The sequence below is a fragment of the Alteromonas sp. C1M14 genome (assembly GCF_018860965.1).
Classification (GTDB): domain Bacteria; phylum Pseudomonadota; class Gammaproteobacteria; order Enterobacterales; family Alteromonadaceae; genus Alteromonas.
This window is the reverse complement of sequence record NZ_JAHKQF010000001.1, coordinates 55,635-70,273: the sequence shown is the minus strand read 5'-3', so window position 1 is coordinate 70,273 and position 14,639 is coordinate 55,635. Positions and strand designations below refer to the sequence as shown.

The 14,639-nt window shown below is 46.1% G+C and carries 12 protein-coding genes; 9 read left to right on the top strand and 3 right to left on the bottom strand.

Annotation, left to right across the window (positions count from 1 at the left end):
- Positions 1-50: 50 nt before the first annotated feature.
- Positions 51-989: a malate dehydrogenase gene (gene mdh, locus KO501_RS00320; protein WP_216027653.1), complete on the top strand. Its 939-nt coding sequence runs from the start codon at positions 51-53 to the stop codon at positions 987-989.
- Positions 990-1,056: 67 nt separating this feature from the next.
- Here the strand turns inward: mdh and KO501_RS00315 are convergent, their stop codons facing one another.
- The 3 genes from KO501_RS00315 to ppc all read right to left on the bottom strand — a co-directional run bounded on the left by KO501_RS00315 (position 1,057) and on the right by ppc (position 6,031).
- A complete protein-coding gene (locus KO501_RS00315; RefSeq protein ID WP_216027652.1) occupies positions 1,057-2,520 on the bottom strand; it encodes a flavodoxin domain-containing protein in 1,464 nt (487 codons plus the stop codon).
- 15 nt (positions 2,521-2,535) lie between these two features.
- Positions 2,536-3,135: a PepSY-associated TM helix domain-containing protein gene (locus KO501_RS00310; protein WP_216027651.1), complete on the bottom strand. Its 600-nt coding sequence runs from the start codon at positions 3,133-3,135 to the stop codon at positions 2,536-2,538.
- 274 nt (positions 3,136-3,409) lie between these two features.
- Positions 3,410-6,031 (bottom strand): phosphoenolpyruvate carboxylase, encoded by a 2,622-nt coding sequence (gene ppc / locus KO501_RS00305; protein WP_216027650.1) that lies wholly within the window; start codon positions 6,029-6,031, stop codon positions 3,410-3,412.
- A gap of 234 nt (positions 6,032-6,265) precedes the next feature.
- On the opposite strand from ppc, the gene KO501_RS00300 reads away from it, so the two are divergent.
- From KO501_RS00300 to nqrF, 8 genes are all read left to right on the top strand, one after another.
- Positions 6,266-6,886, top strand: a complete 621-nt coding sequence (locus tag KO501_RS00300; RefSeq protein WP_216027649.1) for an FKBP-type peptidyl-prolyl cis-trans isomerase — start codon at positions 6,266-6,268, stop codon at positions 6,884-6,886.
- A gap of 117 nt (positions 6,887-7,003) precedes the next feature.
- A complete protein-coding gene (gene fabV, locus KO501_RS00295; RefSeq protein ID WP_216027648.1) occupies positions 7,004-8,182 on the top strand; it encodes an enoyl-ACP reductase FabV in 1,179 nt (392 codons plus the stop codon).
- A gap of 612 nt (positions 8,183-8,794) precedes the next feature.
- Complete coding sequence (locus KO501_RS00290) at positions 8,795-10,132, top strand: Na(+)-translocating NADH-quinone reductase subunit A (protein WP_216027647.1); 1,338 nt, start codon at positions 8,795-8,797, stop codon at positions 10,130-10,132.
- Between the two features lie 3 nt (positions 10,133-10,135).
- Positions 10,136-11,335 (top strand): NADH:ubiquinone reductase (Na(+)-transporting) subunit B, encoded by a 1,200-nt coding sequence (locus KO501_RS00285; RefSeq protein WP_216027646.1) that lies wholly within the window; start codon positions 10,136-10,138, stop codon positions 11,333-11,335.
- On the top strand, positions 11,325-12,089 hold the full coding sequence (locus KO501_RS00280; protein ID WP_216027645.1) for a Na(+)-translocating NADH-quinone reductase subunit C: 765 nt from the start codon (positions 11,325-11,327) through the stop codon (positions 12,087-12,089). The genes KO501_RS00285 and KO501_RS00280 overlap by 11 nt, the downstream gene beginning before the upstream one ends.
- Positions 12,090-12,101: 12 nt before the next feature.
- On the top strand, positions 12,102-12,734 hold the full coding sequence (locus KO501_RS00275; RefSeq protein ID WP_216027644.1) for an NADH:ubiquinone reductase (Na(+)-transporting) subunit D: 633 nt from the start codon (positions 12,102-12,104) through the stop codon (positions 12,732-12,734).
- 3 nt (positions 12,735-12,737) lie between these two features.
- Positions 12,738-13,346: an NADH:ubiquinone reductase (Na(+)-transporting) subunit E gene (gene nqrE, locus KO501_RS00270; protein WP_216027643.1), complete on the top strand. Its 609-nt coding sequence runs from the start codon at positions 12,738-12,740 to the stop codon at positions 13,344-13,346.
- A 20-nt stretch (positions 13,347-13,366) separates the two neighbouring features.
- A complete protein-coding gene (nqrF, locus tag KO501_RS00265) occupies positions 13,367-14,596 on the top strand; it encodes an NADH:ubiquinone reductase (Na(+)-transporting) subunit F (protein ID WP_216027642.1) in 1,230 nt (409 codons plus the stop codon).
- Positions 14,597-14,639: the final 43 nt, after the last annotated feature.

Sequence of the window (14,639 nt, the reverse complement as noted above, 5' to 3'; positions counted from 1 at the left end):
AGTGTGACGCTCCGTTTATTCGACAAGTAGATTTCCATAGGAGAAATGGTATGAAAGTAGCCGTGTTAGGTGCTGCCGGTGGTATTGGTCAAGCGTTGTCATTGTTATTGAAAACACAATTGCCAGCAGGTTCTGAATTGGCATTGTACGATGTTGCGCCTGTTGTTCCAGGTGTTGCAGTAGACCTGAGCCACATCCCCACAGCGGTGAAAGTTACCGGTCATGGTAAAGATGACTTGGGCGGAGCACTGACAGGTTGTGACGTGGTTCTGATCCCAGCGGGTGTACCTCGTAAGCCTGGTATGGACCGTTCAGACTTGTTCAATATTAACGCTGGCATTGTAAAAGCACTTATCGAAGGTGTTGCGGAACATTGCCCATCTGCTTGCGTTGGTATCATTACTAACCCAGTAAATACCACAGTAGCTATTGCTGCGGAAACGCTAAAAGCAAAAGGCGTGTATGACAAGAACAAATTGTTTGGTGTTACTACACTGGATGTGATCCGTGCTGAAACCTTTGTAGCCGATCTTAAAGGGTTAGACGTTTCTAGTGTTCACGTTCCTGTTATCGGTGGTCACTCTGGTACAACTATTCTGCCTTTATTGTCTCAAGTTGAAGGTGTTTCTTTCACTGACGATGAAGTAGCAAGCTTGACTACTCGTATTCAAAACGCGGGTACCGAAGTTGTTGAAGCGAAAGCTGGCGGCGGTTCTGCTACACTTTCAATGGGTCAGGCCGCTGCGCGCTTCTGCCTGTCTTTAGTTGCAGCAATGCAAGGTGAAAATGTGGTTGAGTACACGTACGTACAAACCGACGATAGCGAAGATGCTGCATTCTTCTCTCACCCAGTGCGTTTAGGGCCAAACGGTGTTGAAGAAATTCTACCTTACGGTGAGCTAAGTGCCTTTGAGCAAAAAGCCAAAGAAGACATGCTAGAAGGTTTACGTGGCGACATCAAAATTGGTGTTGAGTTCGTAAACAGCTAAGTTTTGTATTTATAAAAAAAAAGCCGGCTGTTTTCAGCCGGCTTTTTTGTGGTTGCCGCTCGGTATTTTAATAGGTGTCTCTGTGATAGCGCTGTTGGTCAATGAGATGTTGTACTTGCGCTTCACCTAGAATGTCTAGTAATGCCTGATGTACCCCTTCACCCATGCCTTCGTAGCTACCGCATACATAGATTTGCCCACCTTTAAGTACCAGGTTTTTTATCTCCTCGGCAGATTGCATTAGTTTATCTTGCACATAACGAGGTTGTTTTGGGCACCGTGAAAATACCTTATCGACACGAATGGCAGTAGCTGCATGGTTAACATCAATAACCTGTTCAAGGACATCGTCGTTGTTAGGGGAGCGTTCACCAAAAATGAGCCAAATACTGGTGGGGCGGGGCGATATTGTAGATTGGGAAAATTTAGCAAACTGGGCTCGTATGCCGGCTAAACCACTTCCGGCGCCAATCAATAAAAGTGGTGTGGGCAATATGGGAATGTGGCAGGCTGGGTTATGTTTTATTTTCGCTCTTATTGGGCTACCGCAATGAACATGGTGTGTTAACCAGCCTGAACACAGCCCAAGCTTACCATTGTCTTGTTTATGCTGGCGTACAATAAGTTTAAGGCTATTTTCTTCACAAATTGACGCAATGGTATAACTACGTGTGGCCACAAGCGGCAGAGCGGTAAGAATCGCCACCGGGGAGGATGCAGTGCTAGGCGTATTTAGTTGCCGATGGGTCAGCCAGCGTTTTGCGGTCCAGGCTTGGTCTTGGTAATCAAATTCTAAATCGCCATTGATATTGTGGCTGTTAAGCCAGTAAGCGATGTCTTGTTCACTGTTAGCGGGCAGAATATCAAGAATATCTCCGGCTTCCCAGGTTGCGTTGTGGCCGGAAAGTGCAATCTCAAACAGTGGGTTAGGCGACATCTTGTTAAGCTGCTGCCGGTCTTCGAGTACAAGGGTGTTAGTGTTACCGGTGGCGAAAGAGACGGCACTTTTGCCCGTTTCTCCTTTGGCATGGTCTAAACGGGTCAGCGCTGATGCGGCTGTGGCACCACATTGTTCCAGTAGTTGAAACAGTTTTTCACCAAAGCCACAAAAATGGGTGTAGTGACTGTCACCTAAGGCAACCATATCGAAGGTGAGTGCTTGTAATGACAACGTTTGCTTAACGGCATTTTGTAACTTCATAAAAAAGGCGCGACCATTGTCCGGCGGCTCGCCATGTCCATAGGTACTGACCACAAATAACGCCCGTTGGGTGTTGGCCAGGTGGCGAAGGGACAGCTCAGATAACGGTGTGACCACTACGCTGTGCTGGGGAGATTTCTCATCGGCGTATTGCTGGGCCAGGGCGCGGGCATTGCCTGACTGGCTGGCATAGGCAATAAGAAATGAACCTTGATTTATCGGCTTTTTGGTCAGCTTGGGTAGATAATGGCGCCATAGCAATACCCCCACCCAAACCATGTAGATAAGCGTAAGGACAAGGGCTAGCAGTAAGCGTTGAGACTCGGTCACAGCAATAAGTCCGGGTTAGTGAATGAAAACAAGCATGATCAATACAGGTATAAGCACACTGAGTGCGGTAACCGGCCATGTGGAGGACTTATGAGGGGCTTGCTTGATTAAAAGTTGTAATCCGGTAACCGTAAAGATGATCACCACCACCGAAAAGATGTCGATAAACCACCGCCAAGCTGTGCCCGTGTCTCTTCCTTTGTGCAAGTCGTTAAAATAAGCGATCCAGCCTCTATCCACCCCTTCATACACCAATTCGCCGACCTCAGTATCGATAGCTAGCCAGTGGTCCTGGCCTGGTCCAGGCCAGGAAAGATAAAGCTCTACACCATCCCATTCCGCAGATTTACTGGAAGGAGGGTTAATGCCGTATTCCTTGCTTAACCATTGCTTTAGTTCTGCGGGCAGCGGGATATTCCCGTCTGGTAGGGCGGTAATTGTGGTTAACAAAGAGGCAGGGACAGTGACTTCTACATCTGTGACATGCGGTTCAACGGTAATATCTGCGGCGTGATTAAGGGTAATCCCTGTGATGGCAAACATGAGCATACCGGCTAGGCATATCGCTGCGGAAATCCAGTGCCATTGACGGGCGCTACCAATAGATAATCTCATGAGTGACTCACGTTGTAATGATGATCAAAATAATGAAGCCACATGGTAATAGTAATTATTCTTTTTTAGAAGGGCTGCGGGAGATTTTCCGAGCATAATCACAGTGTATATGGCAATACACCTGCTATGTGGCCTGTGATTTAGGTAAAAAATTGACCAATAGTGAGCTGAGTTTGATTGCAGACAGATTTTGCTAGCGACGAGGATGACGGGTCGCGAGAAGAGATTAAAAATAATAACGCAGGTTCGCTTACGAACCTGCGTTAAGACAGGATTAACCGGTATTACGCATACCGATAGCAATACCTGCGATGGTGACCATCATTGCGCGCTCTAGCACGGAATTATGTGCTTCATCACCGGCTTTTCGAATACGATCGAGTAATTCGATTTGTAGGTAATGCAGCGGCTGTAAATAGCCAGCACGGATATTCATGGATTCTTTACCCAGAGGGTCTTTATCCATAATACTTTCTTGTCCAGTGAGGGAAAGTAGTGAATTGATGCTTTCTGATAGTTCCTCACGCAATGCTTCGCCAAAGTGTTTTAATTCTTCAGGCACAAGACGCTCGTCATAGGCTTTACTAATACGGGGATCGGATTTTTGAAAAACCATGTCCAGCATCGATAACCGTGAACGGTAGAAAGGCCAGTTTGCAAACATTTCCTCAACAATAACCGGGTCGCTTTCAGCTTTGACCGCGTCGATAGCGCGCATCACACCTAACCAAGAAGGCAATACTAGGCGAGTTTGTGCCCAAGCAAATATCCAAGGAATCGCTCGCAAGCTTTCGATGCCACCAGAAGGCTTACGTTTCGATGGGCGACTACCTAGCGGCAATTTACCCAGTTCTTGTTCTGGCGTGGCGACTCGAAAATAAGGAACAAAGTCTTTGTCGTGACGCACGGTTTGACGGTAATTATCCCGTCCTGCTGCTGCCATCTTGGTAATTAAATCACGCCATTCTGGTTTAGGCTCTGGTGGTGGAAACAACATGGCTTCAATAATGGCAGAGGCATAGATACCTAGGCTACGCTTGGCCAGTTTTGGCATACCAAATTTATAGCGAATGGTTTCGCCTTGCTCGGTTACCCTAAAGCCACCGTCAAGAGAGCCAGGAGGTTGGGAGTGAATGGCTGCATGGGCCGGTAGTCCACCACGTCCAATGGTGCCGCCACGTCCGTGGAATAAAGTTAGCGTGGTGTTGAAGTCACCCGCCACCTTAACTAAGGCTTCTTGAGACTCATATTGTGCCCAGCCTGCGGCAAGTGCACCCGCATCTTTGGCTGAATCAGAGTACCCAATCATCACGTACTGACGACCTTTTGTGTACCCTCGATACCAGTCGATAGAAAGCAAGTTCTGCATCACTGCCGGAGAGTTGTTAAGGTCATCAAGTGTTTCAAACAGTGGAGCTACCGGCATTGGCCAATCCACGCCAGCTTCTTTTAACAGTAGCTGCACAGCAAGTACGTCCGATGCCTCACTGGCCATGGAAATAATATAAATACCAAAGCCTTCTTCACTGTGTTGAGCAATGGTTTTACAAGTTGCCAGTACTTCGTTTACGTCATCCGATGCATCCCAGACAGCAGGGAATAGCGGGCGTTTTGAGCTTAATTCTCGTAGCAAGAAAGCTTGTTTGTCAGCTTCGCTCCATTGGGCGTAATCGCCTAAACCGAGATACCGGGTAATTTCACTGAAAACATCGGCATGGCGTTCTGAATCTTGACGAATATCCAAGCGTAAAAGATGGACGCCAAAACATCTTACCCGGCGAATGGTGTCGAGCAACAGACCGTTTGCAGTGACGCTCATGCCACATTCTACCAATGACTCATAACACATCATTAATGGGGCTAGCAGTTCTTCATTCGATTGCACCCAATTGGATTGATCGACTTTCTTGCCAGCCAGGTAGTCGGCAATACCGTCGCGGGTGGCCCCACATCGTTGTACCAAGGGGCGCAGCAATGCGCGATAGGGTTCGTTGTCTTCGCCTACTGCATCACGCAAGGCTTGACTACAATCAAACATGGATAGCTCAACTTGCAGGCGATCTAAATCGGATGCAAAAAGCTTGGCTGCTCGTTTACGGGCTAATAGCAACACTTGCTCTGTGAGCTCGGCGGTAACAAAAGGGTTACCATCGCGGTCGCCGCCCATCCAAGAACTAAATTGCACCGGTGACGCATCAAGAGGTAGGCCAACGTTGTAATCTTGTTTTAGACGTTCATCTAGTTCACGAAGAAAATCAGGTACGGCTTCCCATAGTGAATTTTCGATAACCGAGAAACCCCAACGAGCTTCATCCACTGGTGTGGGACGCACAGAACGAATTTCTTCGGTATGCCATGATTGACTGATAAGATCGGCAATGCGTGTCTCAATACGGCGTCTTTCAAGGGGGTCTAAGCTTTCTTGATGAATATCCTGCAAGCACTGAGCAAGCTCTTTTTGCTTATGGATTAACGTGCGACGGGTCACCTCTGTGGGGTGAGCGGTAAGCACTAAGTCGATATTCAGCTTTGATACCGCTTTTTGCACGTTTTCAGTGGATAGTTGCGCTTTATCTAGATGAGTAAACAGTGTATCCATCGACGCATCTACGCTCATGGCACTGTTGTATTCTTGCTCAGCGATATTACCTAGGGTGAGAAATTGTGCGAAGGCACGGCCAACGGTGAGTAAGTCAGCATCTGATAGATCGGTGAAAATTTCTTTCAGTTCTTCACTGCATGCCGAATCGCCTTGATAAGACGATCTACCGTCTTTTCGAATTGTCTCAATACGGTCTAACCATTCCTGCCCTAATTCGGCTTTTATGGTTTCGCCAAGAACTGTTCCCAGGTACCGAACTGTATCTTTCAGCTCAGCATCATAGTGTGATTGCATAGCATCCTCCAACATAATATGCCTTTAACCATACTTCATTCTGAATAATGTTGTCTAACCACTTTAAGTTATAAATTAAGCAACAATGAAATGGTTATTTCGATGGATCTCAGGCCCTGAGCAACTTAGCGGGCGATATGATACACTCCGTCGCAAGTTAAATTAGTCCCTGCTAGGTAGGCTATTTTTGACTGAAAACTAAACAAATCTTGTAATTTAATTTCAGGAGTCAATGTGACAGACAAATTTTCCAGCGTAGAGACGCAAGCAAGTTATGGGGTTGGTTTCCAAATGGGAGAGCAACTAAAATCCAACCCGTTTGAGGGCTTATCCCTTGATGCCGTTGTTGAGGGCATCCGCGATGCGTTTAGCGGTGAAGCATCTCAAGTAGATACCGATACGCTGCGTAATGCATTTGGTGAGATTCATCAGCGTATGCAAGCCGAAAAAGAAGAAGAAAGCAAAGCCGTCATTGAAGAAGGTAATGCCTTTCTAACTAAAAATGCCGAGCGCGATGAAGTCACAGTGACTGACAGCGGCCTGCAATATGAAGTGGTGGAAGCCGGAGAAGGTGATAAGCCTTCAGCAGACAGCACAGTGCGGGTTCATTATCACGGTACGTTAATTGACGGTTCGGTATTTGATAGCTCGTATAAGCGTGGCCAACCTGCAGAGTTCCCAGTCAATGGTGTGATTCGTGGCTGGACTGAAGCGCTTCAACTTATGCCTGTAGGGTCAAAATGGAAACTGTATGTACCTTATGAGTTGGCATACGGCGAACAAGGTGCTGGCGGCGCAATTGCCCCTTACACTACCTTAATATTTGACGTTGAATTGTTAGATATTCTGGGCTAAAAAAACAACACGGTGACAATTTTGTCACCGTTTTTCTTACGCTGAGCATCTGCTCAGAGTTGTTATCCCCCGGCACACCATTACAATACCGGCATTATTTACAAAGGAACAAATACTATGGTTATCAAGCCTAAAGTAAGAGGCTTTATCTGTACAAATTCCCACCCTGTAGGTTGTGCAGCTTCCGTGGCTGAACAGATTGACTATATTCGTGAACAAGGCGAATTAGGGGAAGGGCCAAAAAATGTGCTGGTTATTGGTTGTTCGACAGGATATGGGTTGGCGTCACGTATAACCTCAGCCTTTGGGTATGGTGCAAAAACCTTGGGTGTGTGTTTTGAAAAAGCGCCCACAGAACGCAAAACTGCCACTGCGGGCTGGTATAACACCGCCGCGTTTCATCAACAGGCGAAAGCAAACGACCTGTATGCCAAAACCCTTAACGGTGATGCATTCTCTGATGAAATAAAAGATGACGTTATTGCACAGATTAAACAAGACCTAGGTGAAATTGACCTAGTGATCTACAGTTTGGCTTCGCCTCGTCGGACCGATCCCACAACTGGTGAGACTTATCGCTCTACATTGAAGCCGGTGGGTCAAGCTTATACCACCAAAACCTATGATACCGATAAAGATAAAGTCCATGATGTGACGTTAGAGCCAGCGTCAGACGAAGAAATTGCAGACACCATTAAGGTGATGGGTGGTGAAGACTGGGAACGTTGGATTGACGCACTAGCCGATGCCGGCGTGTTAGCCCAAGGCTGTAAAACCACCGCCTATACTTATATCGGCAAAGAACTCACCTGGCCTATTTATGGTCAGGCTACCATCGGTAAAGCGAAAGAAGATCTAGACCGTGCTGCCGCGGCTATCATTGGTAAGCACACCGACCTACTGGTCGATGCCCATGTGTCGTCGTTGAAAGCGTTGGTTACCCAAGCAAGCTCAGCAATTCCAGTTATGCCTTTATATATTTCGTTAATTTATAAAGTGATGAAGGAAGAAGGGACTCACGAAGGCTGTATCGAACAAATTTTTGGTTTGTATAACCACTGCCTTTATGGTGAAACACCCACCCTAGATGAAGCGAATCGTTATCGGATGGATGGAAAAGAAACCAACGATGCCACGCAAGCTAAAATTAAAGCGCTGTGGGATCAGGTGACCCAAGAAAACTTCCATGAACTTAGCGATTACGCAGGGTATAACTATGAATTTCTGAAACTGTTTGGTTTTGGCCTTGCCGGTGTTGATTATGATGCCGATGTCGACCCCATCGTTTCATGGTAATTTACGCTCTTTAATGAAAAGAAGCCGTCGTTGTCGACGGCTTCTTTGCGTTTGTGAACAAGTTTTAAGCGACAAGTCTCTCCTCGAAGACGATAAAAGTGTGTTAAAATGCGTCGCCGAAAATAAATGAAATGTGTTTTAAACGCTTATTTTGTGTGTTTGTAACTAGGTTGATAAGATGTCATCGGCAATCTAGGTAGCGGTATGAAGCACATTGTCGTTTTTTCGTCTTTACCGGTATAATGCGTCGCGAATATTAACTATTAACAAAAATTGTGGATAATCCATTATTTGCATAGCTTAACCTTGTGCAATAATGCTAAGATCCCGTAGTTAAGTCAGGGGTGTTTTCTCTTAACTTCCCACACTGGCTTCTGTACGCATTATTCACGGGCTTTAAAAGCTTGGCGAGCGCGTCGGCACAAAACAATAATTATATTCTTGGCACGTTTTTTTAGATTACGAACTCCTCAAGAGTTTGTAGGAACGTTGCAAGGGAAATTCAATACATTCAGGTAACGGTACCTGTTTATATAAGAGCGCTTCTGCATGCAGGCAGCGGTTGCTGCAGTCATGCATAAGGGTTCTTCTATTAGAGTAGTGCGATTACGTATGATAAAAATCAAGAAAGGTCTCGACCTCCCTATTAAGGGAGCGCCGCAACAGCAAATCTCCGACGGAGCTGCTGTTTCGCGCGTTGCCATTCTGGGAGAAGAATATGTAGGCATGCGGCCTACCATGCACGTTCAAGTTGGTGACAAAGTGAAGAAAGGCCAAGTTCTTTTTGCTGATAAAAAGAACACTGGCGTTAAATTCACAGCACCGGCAGCTGGCGAAGTGGTAGAAGTTAACCGTGGTGCTAAACGTGTTCTTCAATCTGTAGTAGTAAAAGTAGAAGGTGACGACGCTGTTACTTTTGAAAAAATTGCTGCAGACCAGATAGCCAACGCTTCTCAAGAACAATTGCAAACGTTGCTTGTTGAATCCGGACTATGGACTGCGTTACGCACCCGTCCGTTCAGCAAAGTACCTGCTTTGGATTCAACGCCTCATTCAATTTTCGTCACTGCCGTGGATACTAATCCGCTGGCGGCTGATCCGGCTGCAATTATTGCAGAACGGAGTGATGATTTTGTGGCTGGATTGAAAGTATTAAGCCAGTTAAGTGGCGGTAAGGTATACGTTTGTAAAGCTGCAGGGGCAAATATTGCCACTGGCGATGCCAATGTAGACGTGGCTGAATTTGCTGGACCTCATCCAGCGGGTTTGCCAGGTACTCACATTCATCACCTTGATCCTGTCGGTTTGAAAAAGACAGTTTGGTATATCAACTACCAAGACGTTATGGCCTTTGGTGCCACGGTGGTAAGCGGTGAACTCGCAACCCAACGTGTTGTTGCCTTAGCTGGTCCGTCGGTTAAAAACCCTCGTCTTGTTCGTACTTGTCTAGGTGCTGATATCGCTGAATTAACAGCGGGTGAGCTGACCGATGGTGATGTGCGAATTATCAGCGGTTCTGTTCTTTACGGTAACACTGCTCAAGGCGTACATGGTTTCCTTGGTCGTTATCATCTGCAAATTTCTGCAGTGAGAGAAGGGCGTGAAAAGACCCTTTTCGGTTGGTTAACACCAGGATCTGACAAACACTCTGTCACCCGTGCCTACTTAGGCCACTTGGGTAGCAAAGAGTTTGAAATGACCACAACCACCAACGGTTCTGAGCGTTCAATGGTGCCAATCGGCAACTATGAGCGTGTCATGCCGCTGGACATCTTACCCACACTGTTATTGCGTGATCTGATTTCCGGTGACACTGACAGTGCTCAGGCAATGGGATGTTTGGAATTGGACGAAGAAGATTTAGCACTGTGTACTTATGTGTGCCCAGGCAAATATAACTACGGTCCTATTCTGCGCAGTTGTTTAAACACCATTGAGAAAGAGGGTTAAGTCATGGGTTTGAAAGCGTATTTGGAAAAAATTGAACCAAATTTCGAACCGGGCGGAAAATATGAAAAGTGGTATGCGCTTTATGAAGCGGCGGCTACTATTTTCTATACACCTGGCACGGTGAATAAAGCCGGTACTCACGTTCGGGATAGTATCGATCTTAAACGCATCATGATCATGGTGTGGCTGGCAACATTCCCGGCAATGTTTTTTGGTATGTACAACATTGGGCTACAAGCTCAAGATGCATTAGCAACGGGTGCAACGGTACCTGACGCTTGGCAAGCCGCTATTTTTGCTGCCTTCGGTGGTGACTTAGCCAATGCCGGCGGACTCGGGTTATTCTTCTACGGTGCCTGTTTCTGGTTACCCATTTATGCCACAACCTTTGTGGTAGGTGGTTTCTGGGAAGTGCTATTCGCGTCGGTACGTAAGCACGAAGTCAACGAAGGCTTCTTTGTGACTTCAGTGTTATTCGCGCTTACGCTGCCAGCAACGATCCCGTTATGGCAAGTTGCCTTAGGTATTACTTTCGGTGTTGTTATTGCTAAAGAAGTCTTTGGTGGTACAGGCCGTAACTTCTTGAACCCTGCGCTTTCTGGTCGGGCGTTCTTGTACTTTGCTTACCCTGCGCAAATCTCTGGTGACCAAGTATGGGTTGCTGCAGATGGTTTCTCAGGCGCAACATCATTGAGCCAAGCTGCTTCAGGTAACCTTGATTACAGCAACATGGACCAATGGATGAGCAGCTTCATCGGTACCATTTCTGGCTCTGCCGGAGAAGTATCCGCGCTAGCCATTATGATTGGTGGTTTGTTTATCATGTATATGCGGATCGCGAGTTGGCGCATTGTGGCAGGTGTCGCCATTGGCGTTGTCTTCTTTGCGACCTTACTCAACATGATCGGTAGTGATACTAACCCCATGTTTGCAATGCCTGCACATTGGCACTTTGTAGTGGGTGGTCTGGCCTTCGGTATGTTCTTTATGGCAACGGATCCTGTTTCCGCTTCCTTTACCAACCAAGGTAAATGGGCATACGGTATTTTTATTGGCTTTATGACTGTTCTGATACGCGTCCTTAACCCAGCCTTCCCTGAAGGTGTCATGTTGGCCATTCTGTTTACCAACCTTTGGGCGCCACTGTTCGACTATTTCGTCGCGCAAAGCAATATCAAGCGGAGGGTAGCTCGTGTCGGCTAAGAAAGAATCATTAGGAAAAACAGTTGGCGTTGTTGTCGCCGTTTGTCTGGTTTGCTCAATTATTGTATCCGGTGCTGCGGTAGGCCTTCGAGACCTACAGCAAACCAATGCAAAATTAGATAAGCAAACGAACATCCTTACTGCAGCGGGTTTATATGAAACCGGCATGAGTAACGATGCGGTAGATGCCAAATTTAAAGAGTTTGTAGAACTTCGCTATGTAGATTTAGATTCAGGAGAGTTTACTGAAGCTCCTGAAGCGGACTACGACATGTATAAAGCGGCGAAGCAAACTGAATACAGCACGAAAGTCACCAATAGTAATGTGGGCTTTCAGCGTCGTCCAAATGTGGCCACTGTTTATCTGGTACACAGTGAAGACGGCGATGTAACCCGTGTGGTTCTGCCTGTACACGGAAGCGGTTTATGGGACTTGATGTATGGTTTCCTTGCCGTGGACGCAGATGGACAGACTGTAAAAGAACTGATCTATTACCAGCAGAAAGAAACGCCAGGACTGGGTGGTGAAGTACAGAACCCTGCATGGCAGGCAAAGTGGGATGGCAAAAAGCTGTATAAAGACGGCGAAGTTGCAATCAAGGTTAAGAAAAATGCTAACCCTGATAACCCATATTCTGTAGATGCACTCTCTGGGGCAACCCTTACCAGTACAGGTGTACAAAACACCATTCAGTATTGGGTAGGCGAGCAGGGCTTCGGTCCTTTCCTTAAGAAACAAGCATGGCGTTCATAAAGGGGACTTATCGTGGCTGACGCAAAAGAAATGAAAAAGGTCCTATTTGGACCCATTTTGGACAACAACCCTATTGCCTTACAGGTATTGGGTATCTGTTCTGCACTGGCGATTACCACCAAGCTGGAAACAGCATTGGTAATGTCACTGGCTCTAACCAGTGTTGTCGCCTTTTCAAATCTGTTTATTTCACTGATTCGGAATCAAATTCCTTCCAGTGTGCGGATTATTATTCAGATGACGATCATTGCCTCGTTGGTAATTGTCGTTGACCAAATTCTGAAGGCTTATTCTTACGAAATATCGAAACAGCTTTCGGTGTTCGTTGGACTAATTATTACCAACTGTATCGTAATGGGGCGGGCGGAAGCCTACGCCATGAAGAGCCCACCATTGATGAGCTTTTTAGACGGTATCGGTAACGGTTTGGGTTACTCTTTTATCTTGATTTGTATCGGAACAGTCAAAGAATTGTTTGGCTTCGGCACAATTTTGAACTTCGAAATTTTGCCTTTGGTGCAAAACGGTGGTTGGTACCAAGGTAACGGGCTACTGATTTTACCATTCAGTTCATTCTTCCTGATCGGCGCGATGGTATGGCTTATTCGTACCTTCCGTCCGGAACAAATCGAGCCTAAGGAGTAATTCATGGAACATTATCTGTCTTTATTTGTTCGTTCGATTTTTGTCGAGAACATGGCATTGTCACTCTTTTTGGGTATGTGTACCTTCCTGGCTGTTTCTAAGAAAGTAAAAACAGCCATGGGCTTAGGCGTGGCGGTAATTGTTGTACTGGGTATTTCAGTACCGGTAAACCAAGTTATATACGTTAACATTCTTGCCCCTGGTGCTTTAGCCTGGGCGGGCTTCCCTGATGCGGATCTTAGCTTTCTGAACTTTTTGACCTTTATCGGTGTTATTGCCGCCTTGGTTCAAATTTTGGAAATGAGCTTGGATAAGTTTTTCCCAGCCTTATATAACGCGCTGGGTATCTTCTTACCCCTAATCACAGTGAACTGTGCCATCTTTGGTGGTGTAGCTTTCGCAGTGCAGCGTGAATATACCTTTAGCGAAAGTATCGTTTATGGTGTAGGAAGCGGTATGGGTTGGGCACTGGCCATTGTGTTATTGGCCGCGGTGCGTGAGAAGCTTAAATATGCTGATATGCCTAATGGCGTACGTGGCTTAGGTTCTGTGTTTATGATCGCAGGACTGATGGCCCTAGGCTTCCAGTCTTTCACTGGTATTCAGCTTTAATAAAGCTCGGGAGCATATAAATGAATGTAGAAATTTTCCTTGGCGTTGGCATGTTTATCGCCATCGTTCTGGCGTTGGTATTCATCATCATGTTCGCCAAGTCGAAACTGGTGCCAAGTGGTGATGTAACTATCTTAATTAATGATGATCCTGAAAAGGCCATCAAAACCTCTCCAGGCGGTAAATTGCTTGGTGCACTCGCAGAAGCCGGTATTTTCGTATCTTCTGCCTGTGGTGGCGGTGGCTCTTGTGGTCAGTGTCGGGTTGATGTGAAATCAGGTGGCGGTGAAATTCTGCCCACTGAGCTGGATCATATTACTAAACGTGAAGCCCGTGATGGTTGCCGTTTATCCTGTCAGGTTTCAGTGAAACAAGACATGGAAATTGAATTGGATGAAGAAATCTTTGGTATTAAAAAGTGGGATTGTGAAGTCATTTCTAATGACAACAAAGCTACTTTTATCAAAGAACTGAAACTGAAAATTCCTAATGGTGAAAGTGTTCCTTTCCGTGCCGGTGGTTATATTCAAATTGAGGCGCCACCTCATCACGTGAAATATAAAGAATTCGAGATCCCTGACGAATATCGTCCTGATTGGGAACGTTTCGGCTTCTTTGACATCGAATCAAAAGTTGATGAAGAAACCATCCGTGCTTATTCCATGGCTAACTATCCTGAAGAAGAAGGGATTATTATGTTGAACGTGCGTATTGCTACGCCGCCACCTAATAACCTTAGTTTGCCAGCTGGTAAAATGTCGTCTTACATCTGGAGCCTTAAGGAAGGTGATAAAGCCACCATCTCTGGTCCCTTCGGTGAGTTCTTCGCTAAAGAAACTGATGCAGAAATGGTCTTTGTGGGCGGTGGTGCTGGTATGGCGCCGATGCGTTCACACATTTTCGATCAGCTTCGTCGACTTCACACCGAACGGAAAATTAGTTTCTGGTACGGTGCCCGTTCATTACGTGAAATGTTCTATGTAGAAGATTTCGATGAATTGGCGGAAGAAAACGAGAACTTTGAATGGAACGTAGCCTTATCTGATCCACAGCCTGAAGATAACTGGGAAGGGTATACAGGGTTTATTCACCAAGTATTACTTGAAAATTACCTGAAAGACCACCCAGCGCCAGAAGATTGTGAGTTCTATATGTGTGGTCCTCCTATGATGAATGCAGCAGTAATAACAATGCTCAAAGATCTTGGGGTGGAAGACGAAAATATCCTGCTTGATGACTTCGGTGGTTAATCAGGACAAGATATAATTAGAAAAGGGGGCATAGCCCCCTTTT